Source organism: Staphylococcus sp. FSL K6-0223 (genome assembly GCF_038008285.1).
This window is the reverse complement of sequence record NZ_JBBOYX010000001.1, coordinates 2,000,092-2,012,901: the sequence shown is the minus strand read 5'-3', so window position 1 is coordinate 2,012,901 and position 12,810 is coordinate 2,000,092. Positions and strand designations below refer to the sequence as shown.

Genomic DNA, 12,810 nt, shown 5'->3' with positions numbered 1-12,810 from the left:
AAGTTAAAAAGCACCTTTACGAATACTTATTTGTGAAGGTGTTTATTTTTTATAGAAAGGTAAAAAGATGTCAATGATGACTACAGAACAACTTTACAAAGCATTATTAAAACATATGGGGCCTCAAGGATGGTGGCCAGCAGATACACGTGAAGAGATTATATTAGGTGCTATATTAGTTCAAAATACAAACTGGAATAATGCTGCACTTTCTCTTAGACGGCTGAAAGAAGCAACCCATTTTGAACCGCAAAACATATTAAATCTGCCGATAGAAGAACTAAAAATATTAATCCGCTCTAGTGGTTTCTATAACAATAAATCAAAAGCAATTTCTACATTATTCAACTGGTTAAATCAATATCAGTTTGATTATTGCAAGATTAATGAAGTATATGGAGAACATTTAAGAAATGAATTACTTAAGCTACACGGTATTGGAAGTGAAACAGCAGATGTATTGCTAGTTTATATTTTTGAGAGGGTCGAATTTATTCCTGATCATTATACACGTCGATTATATAAAAAACTCGGTTATGCCAATACTGAGAATTACGATAAATTAAAAAGATATGTAGAATTACCTTCAAACTTTACAAATCAAGATGCAAATGAATTTCATGCTTTACTAGATAACTTTGGAAAAAATTATTTTAATGGTTCCATTGAACAAAGATATCATTTCTTAGATCAATATTTTACAAAAATGGATTGACCTTAACGTGACGTCATAGCTTAGTCTCTTTTATAGAGAGATGAAAAGAGAAGTGAATCAAATAGATTAAGAAAAAGGCAGGATGTCAGAATGGAAAATCAGGTATACTTTACACCCAATGACGTGAGTCATATTACCGAAGTAACTAAACGCACACTTCATTATTACCATGAAATTGAGTTGCTTGTGCCAACTTATATTGCATCTAATGGTTATCGCTATTATTCTTCTAAGGATATCTCTAAATTACAGACCATTCAATTTCTAAGGGAACTGAATTTATCATTAGCAGATATTCAACTTTATTTTAGTAACAGTATAGAAGAGAAAAATATAATATTAGAAAATAATTATCAGTGTATTGTTGCACAAAGAGATCAATTAAACAAAATGATTCATTTTCTTAATCATCATCTCGTTAATCATAGAAAAGAGGAAATTAATATGAGTAAATGGAATAATGATAATATACAAAATCAATATGAGAAAGAAGCTGAAATGAAATATAGTCATACTCCTTATTATCAAGCTTTTAAAGAGAATCAAAAACGATTGAATTCTACAGAAAAACAACAAAATAATAAGAAAACAATGGAGAGGTTACATTTATTCTTTGATAAAATGAATGAATTATTCATTGCAAACTATAAAATAAATCATATACAGGTTAAACAAGCAATTTTTGAACTAAAAGATATTCTTCGAACACAAGTACCTAACGTAGATGAACAATTTTTAGAATATATTGCCTCGATTTATGAGAATGATGAGCGATTTGCTAAAACAATTAATAACAAACGACACGATAATTTAAATCAGTATATTGCTGATGCGATTCGAAATGATATTTAATAAAAGATGTTTTTAAGTTCTATAATATGTGATGATATATATAATATATCTGATGAATAAAAGGAGCTTAAACATGATAGAAGCGTTCAAATTATTTTGGCAAAATTATTTTAATATAAAAAGTCGAACTAGAAGACGCCATTATTGGTTTGCTATTTTAGCTAATTGTATTATTTTAGTGATTATGAGTTTACTTTTTAATATCATTACTTTGGGGTTAAATGGAGGGCATACATTTTTTGATATTGTGTATGAAATCATTGATATCATTATTTTTATAGGAACGTTTACGATGACGGTACGTCGTTTACATGATACAGGGCACACAATGGTTCTACCTCTTATTATTTTAATTTTTACATCAATCAGAAAAATTTCAAGTATTGTAGATAGAACATACGGTATTTCAATTGATGGTTTTTTCAACGGAATGATTGCGCTTGAATTAGGAATTATGGTGGCAGCGATGTCTTTAGTCTTACTTATTATTCTTGTGATTACTTTTGCATTTACAATAAAAGATAGTGATGAGGGGACAAATAAGTATGGCCCAAATCCTAAAATAGCTACTGTATAGTATGAAAACAGGAAGGATACAGAATGTATTTTGAAATCTGTTTCCTTCTTTTTTTATTTTGAAATAGAATTAAATCATTAAGTTTAACCAATAATATAAAATTACACAATAAAAATTTATAGAATTAAATTAATGATATAAATAATTTGGTATGATAAATATATGAAATAAACAAAATTGTGAAAGGAAGGTATTGTTTATAAATGAACAATAAGAAGCTGTGGATTATTTTATTTACATTAGTATTAGTTTTAGCAGCATGTGGACAAAATCAATCGAGTGAAAAAGGACATCATTCTACGCATTCAACTGAGCAAAAAACAACGGATCACAATAATAATACTCATACATATCATCGTATTATATCTTTGATTCCAAGTAATACTGAAATATTATATAGACTTGGTCTTGGAAAAAATATTATAGGTGTATCAACAGTTGATGATTATCCAAAAAACGTGAAAAAAGGCAAGCAACAATTTGATGCAATGAATTTAAATAAGGAAGCACTCTTAAAAGCTAAACCTGATTTGATTTTAGCTCATGAATCTCAAAAATCATCTGCTAAAAAAACACTTGATAGTTTAGCTGATAGTGGTGTGAAGGTAGTATATGTTAAAGACGCTCAGTCTTTAAATCAAGTCTACGATTCATTTGAGCAAGTAGGTAAAGTGACGCATCGTGAAAAAGAGGCGAAACAGTTAGTCAAAGAAACAAAAGATAATGTTCAAAAAGTAATTGAATCAATTCCAGCACATCATAAAAAACAGAGTGTTTTTATAGAAGTGTCTTCAAAACCCGAAATATATACAGCAGGAAAAGAAACCTTTTTCAATGATATGATAGAAAAACTAGATACAAAAAATGTATTTTCAAATGTTAGTGGATGGAAAGCAGTAGATAAAGAAAGTATTATTAGAAAAAATCCTGATATTTTAATTTCAACTGAAGGTATTTCAAAAGAAGAATATTATGAAGTGATTAAAGAACGTGATGGTTTCTCTGAAGTCAACGCAGTAAAAAATGAACGTGTGGAAACAGTCAATGGTGACGAAATTTCACGACCAGGACCTCGTATTGATGAGGGTATGAAAGAATTACGTGATGCAATTTATAAACGTTAAAACGTTAAGATGAGAGACTTTTCAAAAGCCTACAACGATATTGACAATGTTGTAGGCTTTTTATACAACATATATTCTTGTAAGTTTAGCAAAGCAGAGAAAGAATCATTTTGTAATCTTATTTTAATTAGTAGTAAGGATATATTCATTGTAATATAAGAAATAAATAATAATTGAAATGTGAGTGGAAATGAAACGACATCTATATTTAACATTTTCAGTTTGGACACTTTGCTTATGTATTATAATAGCTATAAGTCTTTTTTGGGGTTTAGGGTCATTACATCAAGCATTTAATCAAATGATTTTTTTAAAAGTTAGAGTTCCTAGAACATTTGAGGCGCTTATGGTAGGAGCCATATTAACGTTGACGGGTCAATTATTTCAAACGGTATTAAATAATCCTTTAGCAGATAGCTTTACACTTGGTTTAGCGAGTGGAGCGACTTTTGGATCAAGTTTAGCTATATTTTTAGGTGTATCTTTTCTATTTATTCCAATTTTTTCTATCATTTTTAGTATCACGACACTTTTACTTGTTGTTATAATGACAATCGTATTGTCTAGAAATTTTCCAATTAGAGTACTCATCATATCTGGACTTATGGTAGGCGCTTTTTTTAATGCATTAATATATATACTTACACTCATTAAACCAGAACGTACGAATCGTATGTTAGCCTATTATTTCGGAGGATTTGCGAATGCCGAAATGAATGAGCTCGTTTATATTACAATGGTTTCTTTGCCAATCATTATTGTGATATATAGTTTAGTTACACCAATTAAGCTCTTGCAATTAGGAGAAGCTAAAAGTAAGTCTCTAGGGTTAAATGTGCAATGGATAACATTTATTGTACTTTTGTTAACATCTATTATGACAGCTGTAGCAGTAGCGTTTATAGGTGTTATAGGTTTTATTGGCATCATTGTACCTCAATTAATTAGACGATATTATTTTCAATATAGTCTTGCTATACAAATGACATTAAACATATTGATAGGTGCATTAACGATGCTATTCGCTGATGTTGTAGGGAAGATTGTTATCAATCCAGTGCAAATTCCAGCAAGTATTATTTTATCACTTGTTGGGATACCCATATTATTTTATATTTTAGTCACTCAATCTAATACAACACGTTAGTGAAGTGAACAAAAATTATTAAAATAAGAATAATTATAGTGATAAGAGGTAAATAAAAATGGACTTAAGCCAAATCAAAGCAGTTGTGTTCGATTTAGAAGGCACATTATTGGATAGAACTAAGTCTCGAGATAAATTTATAGAAGAACAATATGAACGTTTTCATGATTATTTTGTACATGTACAACTTGCTGACTTTAAACATAAATTTATAGAATTAGATGATGATGAAGATAACGATAAACCTTATGTATATAAGGAGATAATAAAACAATTTCACATCGATAGATTGAAATGGAAAGATTTATTTCATGATTTCGAAATGCATTTCTATCGATATGTATTTCCATACTACGATACATTATACACACTTGAAAAGTTGTCAGAGCATGATTATTTACTCGGTGTAATTGCAAACGGGAAATCAAAGATTAAACAATTTCGGATTTATTCATTAGGAATAGAACACGTGATTAATTATTTATCAACTTCTGAAACAGTAGGTTATCGCAAACCTCACCCACGTATTTTTGAAGATATGATTGATCAACTCGGCGTTTTACCAGAAGAAATTATGTATGTTGGAGATGATACCTTAAATGATGTTGCTCCTGCACGTGCTATGGGAATGGTAAGCGTTTGGTATAAACAAGAAAATGCTGAATTAGAACCTTTAGAAGAAGAAGTAGATTATATCATTACAACAATAGAAGAGCTCTTAACGATTTTATCCATAAATAAACAAAAAAAAGGAGATAATTAAATGGAATTATTTACAAGAAAAGGTGGATTTACATTAAATTACAATACTATGGGACAAGGATACCCAGTAGTGCTTGTACATACTGCGTTTGAAAATGCTTCAATTTTTCAAAATTTAGCTCATGCACTTTCAAAAACATTTCAAGTCGTATTATTGGATTTACGTGGTCATGGATATTCAGATAAACCACGACATATTAAATTCAATGAATTTGCAGATGATATTATTTTATTATTAGATTATCTCTACATAGATCAAGCGGCTTTTATTGGCCATGAAATGGGTGCTACAATTATTGCGCATTTATCAAAGCAATATCCAGAGTATGTCTCTTCGTTAACAATGATCAATCCGACATCTATTGAAGGAGAGTTACCAGAAGAACGATTGTTTAGAAAATATGCACATAAAATCCGTAACTGGAATGAAGATAAACAAGAGAAGTTTTTAGATAAACATCGCTATTATAAACATCGTAAAGTGAATAAGTTCTTAAAAAATGTCGAAGATACTAATTCAATTTCTACTAAAGAAGAGACAGAAGCAGTAGATGAAGTATTTAAACAAAGAGGAATTGCAGAAGTATTTGAGTACATCACTAAACCCACATTTATAGTTGCAAGTGCGTATGGAGAAAGAATAACATCTCTTGAATCTAAAGAAGTAGCAGATTTAATAGGAAATGTACATTTTGAAGTGTATTCGAAGTCAAGCATGTATCCTTTTGAAGAAGAACAAGAGAAGTTTATCCATGATGTGACACCTTTTATAAAAAAACATATGCCTCAACACTAAATAATATTATTTACCAAAATGAATGGATTATAAAAAAGAAATATTTTGTAATGTTTTTGTAATATTTCTGTTATTTTTGTAATGGATAGGGTATACTGTAATTAAGCATAAAAGAAAAAGGAGCGAGTGCTTATGAAAAAGTTAGCAACAGCCCTATTAGTTTCAGGACTAGTAATGACAGGAGTAGGCTATAATCATGCTGAAGCAGCTAGTGGTAATTCGATTCAGACTGTACAACAATTAACTCAAGGTCAAAAAACATTAGAAAATGTGACAATAGGTGAATCAATTAAAAATGTTATTAATCACTATGGCACACCTATTTATTCATATAATCCAAATAATCAAGAAAAATATTATGAATTCCATACAAATAAAGGCGTATTAGTTGTTACTGCCATCGGTAAAAAAAATACTGGTTATGTGACTAGAGTATCAATGACTTATAATCAAGCCAATGGTCCAACTTATCAAAAAGTAGCACAAAGCGTAGGTAAAAAAGCCATTAAACGTGTTCAATATAATAGTGTAAGTGGCAATTTTGCTTATATTCAAAACGGTAAAACAAGCTATCAATTTGGTTCAAGCTCACCTAAAGACAAAGTATTAAAATTATATCGTATTGATATTAATAAATAATGTAATGAAGTAGTTAGTTAAAGTGACGTATAATCCATTTCATTTAAAAGGTAATGAAATATATAGAAGTAGGATAACGAATTCAATCTGGGATTCGTTATCCTACTTCTTTTTATGAAAAGAAATCAATTGAAATCTATGATAAAATGTTGAAATGAATAAATTGAATGTATTTTAAAACTTACATTTGATAAAGGAGCAACATATGCGATCAAACGATAAAGTATTACTTGAAAATGTGAATGATTATTTTACTCATAAAGGCATGCCCCCTAAACTTATCGATGACATTAAAGAAAATATACGTAATGACTTTAAAAAATCTGAAGAAAAAAAGCAAGATTATCTTGATTTTAGAGGGAAATCAACGGCTCAAATTATCCTAATTATTCAACGAAATTTATTTGGTTTACAATTGAATCCTATTATATTTTTTATTATCAATTTTATTTTAATTTCATATTTATATGATAAGCAATACGTTCCATTCCAAGCTGCAACTATATTATCTTTGTTTTATTGTATTGTTATTTTCCCGATTACTATTTTTATTCATATACAAATTGCTCGAAAAAAATATTTATATAGTAATCGCACAGAGATAATCATAGGCTATATGATTGCAATTATTGCTTTAATTCTTATTATTATGCGTGCATTTAATCTCACTATAGGCATTGTTCCTATTACTATGTATAGTCATCAATTTATTTTCTTTATGGGACTTATAATGAGTTTATGCGGGGTTATTTTTAAAAGATTAGAATATACAGCAGTAGGTTTATTATTCTCTCAAAAGACGATTGATGCTGTTATTGTAAATTCAAATGTCGCTCAAACTGTTTCACTTATCATTTGGATTATTATCGTCGTACTAATTGTTACATATACTATACGATTATCATCTAGAAGAAGTATTTAATAAAATATATGATTTTAACTCAACCCTGATTAATAGGGTTGAGTTTTTTTATTTAAATTATATAAAAATTTTTAAATAAAAAAATAATTAATTGTATACATGTTTATAGCGTTAAATATGTTTTAGTGGGTATAGTAAATACTAAGGGAGGTGCCGATATGAAAAAAATTGAAACGTCTAATCAAATAAAGATAGCTTATCAAGATGCAGGTACAGGCATTCCCGTTATTTTAATTCATGGTTTAGATGGTAATTTAGCTGGGTTTTACTCATTAAAAAAAGAGTTGAAAAAACACTATAGAGTCATTGTTTACGATGTGAGAGGTCATGGGAAATCTACACATCCTACGAGTTATAACTTAAATGATCACATTAAAGATTTAATTATGTTAATGCAACAATTAGGTATTAAAAGCGCACATTTATTAGGACATGATATGGGTGGAATTATTGCACAAGCTTTTACCGAAAAATATAAAGAGAAAGTGCGATCTTTAACAATTATATCTTCTAAATCTGAAGATATTGTCCATGGTTTTACAAAATTAATGATTGAGCACCAAGATAAAGTAGCGGGGTTTAATAAATCTGAAGCGTTACTTATATTATTTCCATATATTTACAAAAAAAGTGACGTTGCAATGAAGTGGTTTCAACGTCAACGTTTATATAGTAAACAAGACGATGAAGATAGTGCAGTAGCATCAAGAGCCTTATTAGATACAGAGAATCAATCAAATACAGTCACACATGATATCAATGTTCCAACTATGATAGTAGAAGGACGTTATGACCCAATTATTATCAATAAAGAGAATCAACAATTTGAAAATCAATTTAAAAATATAAATTATGTTTTATTTAATGACTCAGGGCATGCACCTCATATAGAAGAAGAAGAGAAATTTTTAACATTATATTTAAATTTTGTAGAAAAAAATGATGCATCTCATACTACAAATTTATTGATATAAAATTATAAGCATAGAGTCAAAATTATCTACAATAGAATATCTAAGGAAACAGAACAACCTAAAGGGTGGGGTTCTAGATATAAAAAAATTATTAAACAATGTTTATAAATATTAGAATGAAGTTATTCTACAGAAAACAACATCATATAATATGAATTATGGCTATAAAAGAGGCCCGTAGACGAATGTTATCTACGGGCTATTATTCTAGGTTTTTTAAAGTTCTAGTCTCTTTAGGGTTTACTATTATAATTCTGTTTCTTTATTAGCTTCTTCGATTCGTTTGTTAACTCTATTAAGTAATTCATCAATTTTTGTACGTTGCGTTGCATTTACAAGAATCAATACTGTTCTTTCATCATGCTCATTACGTTTTTTATCGAAGTAATCTTCTTGAGATAAATTTTTCACTGCTTTTACTACTTGAGGTTGCTTGTAGTTTAAGTGATTAATAATATCTTTTAAATAATATTCTTCTTCTTTACTTTGACTAATATAAGTTAAAACAGCAAATTCTTCAAAGCTAATTGAAAATTCTTTTTTAATAATGCTTTTTAATTTATCTGCATAAGTAATCATTGCTAATAATTCAAAGCAGTCATTAATTTTTGAAATAGCCATTTTAAGACCTCCCCAACTAATATTCTTTCTATTTTTTATGCATCCGTTAAATTTATCTATATATAACGTCAACTATTAGTTTAAAAAAGCTATTAATAATTTAGATTAAATAAATTAATTTAATTCTATTTTATTTAGTTAATTATAACTAAATAAAATTAGAAAGTAAACGAAAATGCACTTAATAAAACAATATTTTGATTAATTAATACTTTGTTTATAAAAATAAGCAAATTTTATAAAAGATTTAATTAAGAACAATTATTATGATACTCCATATTATAAAATTAAAGTTTAATATACTAAAATAAAAGATTATTCGGTGCTTTCTAATAAAGATGTAGAAGGATGCGTAATAATTTTATCACCAATATTTAATCCATTGGATACCATAATATACCCACTTTTTTTACTTTTAATATATTTAATGTTTCTTTTTATAATTTTTTTATTATGTATAACTAGAACATAATTTTTATTGTAAATGACTTTATTGGGTAATTCATATTCTGTTGTTCCTAAGTGAAGATCAAAATGGTATCCAATAGGGTAGGAAGGATCTGTAGAAATATCTACGTTATAAAAAGAGAAAGATGACTCAGTTTTATAAGGAATAGAAGAAATAGATAAAATTTTTCCTTCAAATTGCCTAGTATCTTTAATAGAAACTTGAACAAGTTGATTATTTTTAAGCTGTTTGAGTTGAGATTCATTGATTTTAGCACGAATGATTCGTTCATCACTATTAATTTGCATAATTTCAGTATGAGATTTTGAAGGGAAAGGGTGAAGTACAGTGACTCGACCTTTAATAGGAGCATAAATACGTGTTTGAAGTTGTTGCTGTAAGTTGAGTATATCATTAGATAATTGAACTTGTTGGTTGAAGTTATCGGAGGATATTTTATTTGAGTGTTGTATTGAAGATAAAAGATTCTTTTTTGCAAGAATATGTTTTTCAATGTGTGGATTATAATATTTAAATATAGGTGTATCTTTAGATATCGTTTCGTTATTTTTTACTAGAATATCTGAACTAATACCTAATGAGGGCTCATAATAAAGTGTATAACTTTGTTTAGCTTGCTGAACGCCTTGAAAAGAAAGAGAGTAATGTGGTTTTACAGTCATCGTTTCTATTTTGCTTAAATGAGTAGTTTTAGGAATCTTAGAATAAATATAAAATCCAAACGAAATAATAAGGAGAAGGAGGAGGGTTACAAGTATTGGTAAAGGGGATAAAAACTTTTTCAAATATAATCACCTCTAAACATTAATATGCATTTATTATACAAGTTTAGAGCTAAATACAACATAATTAAATGATGACATCAAAAAAGTCTTCTCAATTATTTCATTAAGAAGACGAAGATTTAGATAAAAGTTTAATTTTATTAGCCATTAAAATAAACGTAATAAAACAATACCAATTGCTATAGCGATTAATCCTATAAATTTACGGAAAGTCATTTCATTTTTAGGTACACCAATGCCAAAGTGATCAATAATGACGCCCATTATCATTTGACCAAGCATTGCGACAATAGTTGTAAGAGCAGCACCTAAATAGGGCATTAATATAATATTAGATGTAACGAATACGACACCTAAAATTCCACCAATAAAATAGAGCGGTTTAATACGACCGAAATGATGTTGTGATAGTTTAATTTTTAAACTTCTATTAAATATTATTGTTAGAATAAATAACGCAATAGTTCCAACAGTAAAAGAAACTAGTGCAGCGAATAAAGAAGAATGCATTTGCTTTGAAAGTCCGCTATTGATTGTAGTTTGTAGTGGAGGTGCAAATCCGAAAATAAAGCCAATGAACAACCAAATATAAAGTGAGATATTTCTTTTATCTTTAAGTTTATTTTTAGGTATATGATTCATAAGAAGAATTCCGAATAATAAAACAATAATTCCCACACCTTTTAAAAAGGTAAAAGATGTTTGATTGGCTCCAAGTAATCCCAATGTATCAATCATAACACCCATTATGATTTGACCAGCAACTGTCATCACAACCGTAAGTGCTGCACCTAATCTTGGAAGAAGTAATAAGTTACCTGTTAAGAACCATACACCAAGCAAGCCACCAACCCACCAATGATAATCAATAGAGTGACCAGCATAAAATGAGCTTGAGAACATTTGGATATTAAAAATGATATTAAGTATTAATAAAAATAGAGTGCCTACAAAAAAAGAAATCGTAGAGGCATAAAAAGATGATTCTGTAAATCGACCTAATCTAGAATTAATCGATGTTTGAATAGGCACCATCATACCAGCAATAATTCCAAGTACAAATAGAAAAAGCAAACTTAATTCCTCCATTATTTTTACTATCAAATACGATTATTATACGTAAATTTATAAAAAAATTCTATACTAAAAAAGAGAACGGATAGAATTCTGTTAGAACTCTCTATCCATTCTCAATCTACTGTTTAGAAGACGTGAAGTAAAATTTGACATTGTAACTTACGTCTACTATGTCAATTAATTTAATTCAAATAAAACAGTTGTTGTTTTATCTACAATCTGAGCTGAAGCGACTTTACTTGGAGCGCCACTGGTAAATCTTAAAACATCTAACTTAATGATATTTTCCATTGCTGATTGTACATTAGCTTCTGTTATTGTTGCTGAAATTTGTGGTAATTGTAACTTAGCTGTTTTGTTTAGGTTTGTCTTAAATATAAGTTCTAACGTTTTTGACATTGTTCATACCTCCTTTTTAATAAAATCATTCATTAAACTAATCCTTGAGTTTTTACAACTTCAACTTTATCGAAAGATTCTTCAATCAAATTTGAAATTGTTGTTACAAATGATTTGATGTCTGCTTCAGAAGCACGTGTATTAATGTTATTAAATCGACGTTTAATTTCTTTAGCTTTTCCATTTGTATCATGTGTAACGTGAGTACAAATAACAGATAACTGAGTAATTTCGTTCATCTTACTTTCACCTCCTTACACTTTATATATCGAAAATATTTTTAAAAAAAGTAACTTGAAGTCAAAAATAATTGAGCGAAATATTTTAATGTTACTAAAATATGATATATCATTAAATAAGAAACTTTTTTGAGGTGGATAAATGAATTATGTAGAACCTATTAAGAAAAAGAATGATATTAAGAAGATGTATCACGTGTTACAAATGAAATCAGACAGAGATTATCTTTTATTTAAACTGGCGATACATACAGGTATGCGACTTACTGACTTATTACATCTTAAAGTTGAAGATATAAAGAATAAAGAAAATAAAGAAATAAAGACAGCTTGGATTCAACAAAGTGCCCCATTTATCAAAATTATGATTCCTTCTGATTTAAGAAATGAAATTGATACATATATCTATGAAAATCAGTTGAAAGATGATCATCTTTTATTTCAGTCTCTTCGTACACATAAAGAACTTTCACGTCAGCAAGCTTATCGAATTATTCACCACGCAGCTAAAGAATTAGGCCTTTTACATATTGGTTTAACTACTCTACGTAAAACTTTTGCATATCATGCTTATAAATCGGGTATTTCTATTGCGATTATTCAAAAATATTTAGGACACCAGACTACGCATGAAACTTTGAAATTTATTGGTTTGTCACCTAAAGAAGATCATCATACAATTATTGCTTTGAATTTATAAAAAGGAGGGTTT

General features: G+C 28.4%; 16 protein-coding genes. 11 read left to right on the top strand and 5 right to left on the bottom strand.

From position 1 onward, the window contains the following. Window positions 1-67 precede the first annotated feature (67 nt). The 10 genes from MHI13_RS10015 (at window position 68) to MHI13_RS09970 (ending at window position 8,508) form a co-directional block, all read left to right on the top strand. A complete protein-coding gene (locus MHI13_RS10015) occupies window positions 68-715 on the top strand; it encodes an endonuclease III domain-containing protein (protein ID WP_061544194.1) in 648 nt (215 codons plus the stop codon). A 90-nt stretch (window positions 716-805) separates the two neighbouring features. Further along, window positions 806-1,567 carry a MerR family transcriptional regulator gene (locus MHI13_RS10010; protein WP_019834888.1) on the top strand — a complete coding sequence of 254 codons (762 nt, stop codon included), beginning with the start codon at window positions 806-808 and terminating at the stop codon, window positions 1,565-1,567. Window positions 1,568-1,640: 73 nt separating this feature from the next. After that, on the top strand, window positions 1,641-2,144 hold the full coding sequence (locus MHI13_RS10005; RefSeq protein WP_017176037.1) for a DUF805 domain-containing protein: 504 nt from the start codon (window positions 1,641-1,643) through the stop codon (window positions 2,142-2,144). A gap of 203 nt (window positions 2,145-2,347) precedes the next feature. Beyond that, window positions 2,348-3,268 (top strand): ABC transporter substrate-binding protein, encoded by a 921-nt coding sequence (locus tag MHI13_RS10000; RefSeq protein ID WP_048682710.1) that lies wholly within the window; start codon window positions 2,348-2,350, stop codon window positions 3,266-3,268. Between the two features lie 190 nt (window positions 3,269-3,458). Then, window positions 3,459-4,415, top strand: a complete 957-nt coding sequence (locus tag MHI13_RS09995; RefSeq protein ID WP_049379663.1) for a FecCD family ABC transporter permease — start codon at window positions 3,459-3,461, stop codon at window positions 4,413-4,415. Window positions 4,416-4,473: 58 nt separating this feature from the next. Beyond that, window positions 4,474-5,178: an HAD family hydrolase gene (locus MHI13_RS09990; protein ID WP_070547931.1), complete on the top strand. Its 705-nt coding sequence runs from the start codon at window positions 4,474-4,476 to the stop codon at window positions 5,176-5,178. After that, window positions 5,179-5,973, top strand: a complete 795-nt coding sequence (locus MHI13_RS09985; RefSeq protein ID WP_017176033.1) for an alpha/beta fold hydrolase — start codon at window positions 5,179-5,181, stop codon at window positions 5,971-5,973. It abuts the gene before it with no gap. 132 nt (window positions 5,974-6,105) lie between these two features. Further along, window positions 6,106-6,612 (top strand): SA0570 family protein, encoded by a 507-nt coding sequence (locus MHI13_RS09980; protein ID WP_002448912.1) that lies wholly within the window; start codon window positions 6,106-6,108, stop codon window positions 6,610-6,612. Window positions 6,613-6,817: 205 nt separating this feature from the next. Next, window positions 6,818-7,534 carry a hypothetical protein gene (locus MHI13_RS09975; protein WP_019834891.1) on the top strand — a complete coding sequence of 239 codons (717 nt, stop codon included), beginning with the start codon at window positions 6,818-6,820 and terminating at the stop codon, window positions 7,532-7,534. A gap of 158 nt (window positions 7,535-7,692) precedes the next feature. After that, entirely contained in the window at window positions 7,693-8,508 is an 816-nt protein-coding gene (locus tag MHI13_RS09970; protein ID WP_049413752.1) for an alpha/beta fold hydrolase, read from the top strand. A 246-nt stretch (window positions 8,509-8,754) separates the two neighbouring features. Here MHI13_RS09970 and sarA read toward each other — a convergent pair whose 3' ends face one another. The 5 genes from sarA to sroA form a co-directional block, all read right to left on the bottom strand. After that, the gene (gene sarA / locus MHI13_RS09965; protein ID WP_002448898.1) at window positions 8,755-9,129 is read right to left on the bottom strand and encodes a global transcriptional regulator SarA; all 375 of its coding nucleotides are present in this window, start codon (window positions 9,127-9,129) and stop codon (window positions 8,755-8,757) included. Between the two features lie 315 nt (window positions 9,130-9,444). After that, a complete protein-coding gene (locus MHI13_RS09960; RefSeq protein ID WP_231451783.1) occupies window positions 9,445-10,260 on the bottom strand; it encodes an HlyD family efflux transporter periplasmic adaptor subunit in 816 nt (271 codons plus the stop codon). 270 nt (window positions 10,261-10,530) lie between these two features. After that, window positions 10,531-11,457 (bottom strand): DMT family transporter, encoded by a 927-nt coding sequence (locus MHI13_RS09955; protein ID WP_054105301.1) that lies wholly within the window; start codon window positions 11,455-11,457, stop codon window positions 10,531-10,533. A gap of 180 nt (window positions 11,458-11,637) precedes the next feature. Continuing rightward, window positions 11,638-11,859, bottom strand: coding sequence for a DUF2922 domain-containing protein (locus tag MHI13_RS09950; RefSeq protein WP_017176027.1), 222 nt, complete (start codon window positions 11,857-11,859; stop codon window positions 11,638-11,640). 32 nt (window positions 11,860-11,891) lie between these two features. After that, complete coding sequence (sroA, locus tag MHI13_RS09945; protein ID WP_002448893.1) at window positions 11,892-12,098, bottom strand: sigS mRNA-stabilizing protein SroA; 207 nt, start codon at window positions 12,096-12,098, stop codon at window positions 11,892-11,894. 142 nt (window positions 12,099-12,240) lie between these two features. On the opposite strand from sroA, the gene MHI13_RS09940 reads away from it, so the two are divergent. Beyond that, complete coding sequence (locus MHI13_RS09940) at window positions 12,241-12,798, top strand: tyrosine-type recombinase/integrase (protein WP_017176026.1); 558 nt, start codon at window positions 12,241-12,243, stop codon at window positions 12,796-12,798. The last annotated feature ends 12 nt before the right edge of the window (window positions 12,799-12,810 follow it).

Bases quoted from the DNA above. Each gene is read 5' to 3' on its own strand.
- MHI13_RS10015 (WP_061544194.1), top strand. From the start codon at position 68: ATGTCAATGATGACTACAGAACAACTTTACAAAGCATTATTAAAACAT.
- MHI13_RS10010 (WP_019834888.1), top strand. From the start codon at position 806: ATGGAAAATCAGGTATACTTTACACCCAATGACGTGAGTCATATTACC.
- MHI13_RS10005 (WP_017176037.1), top strand. From the start codon at position 1,641: ATGATAGAAGCGTTCAAATTATTTTGGCAAAATTATTTTAATATAAAA.
- MHI13_RS10000 (WP_048682710.1), top strand. From the start codon at position 2,348: ATGAACAATAAGAAGCTGTGGATTATTTTATTTACATTAGTATTAGTT.
- MHI13_RS09995 (WP_049379663.1), top strand. From the start codon at position 3,459: ATGAAACGACATCTATATTTAACATTTTCAGTTTGGACACTTTGCTTA.
- MHI13_RS09990 (WP_070547931.1), top strand. From the start codon at position 4,474: ATGGACTTAAGCCAAATCAAAGCAGTTGTGTTCGATTTAGAAGGCACA.
- MHI13_RS09985 (WP_017176033.1), top strand. From the start codon at position 5,179: ATGGAATTATTTACAAGAAAAGGTGGATTTACATTAAATTACAATACT.
- MHI13_RS09980 (WP_002448912.1), top strand. From the start codon at position 6,106: ATGAAAAAGTTAGCAACAGCCCTATTAGTTTCAGGACTAGTAATGACA.
- MHI13_RS09975 (WP_019834891.1), top strand. From the start codon at position 6,818: ATGCGATCAAACGATAAAGTATTACTTGAAAATGTGAATGATTATTTT.
- MHI13_RS09970 (WP_049413752.1), top strand. From the start codon at position 7,693: ATGAAAAAAATTGAAACGTCTAATCAAATAAAGATAGCTTATCAAGAT.
- sarA (WP_002448898.1), bottom strand. From the start codon at position 9,129: ATGGCTATTTCAAAAATTAATGACTGCTTTGAATTATTAGCAATGATT.
- MHI13_RS09960 (WP_231451783.1), bottom strand. From the start codon at position 10,260: ATGACTGTAAAACCACATTACTCTCTTTCTTTTCAAGGCGTTCAGCAA.
- MHI13_RS09950 (WP_017176027.1), bottom strand. From the start codon at position 11,859: ATGTCAAAAACGTTAGAACTTATATTTAAGACAAACCTAAACAAAACA.
- sroA (WP_002448893.1), bottom strand. From the start codon at position 12,098: ATGAACGAAATTACTCAGTTATCTGTTATTTGTACTCACGTTACACAT.
- MHI13_RS09940 (WP_017176026.1), top strand. From the start codon at position 12,241: ATGAATTATGTAGAACCTATTAAGAAAAAGAATGATATTAAGAAGATG.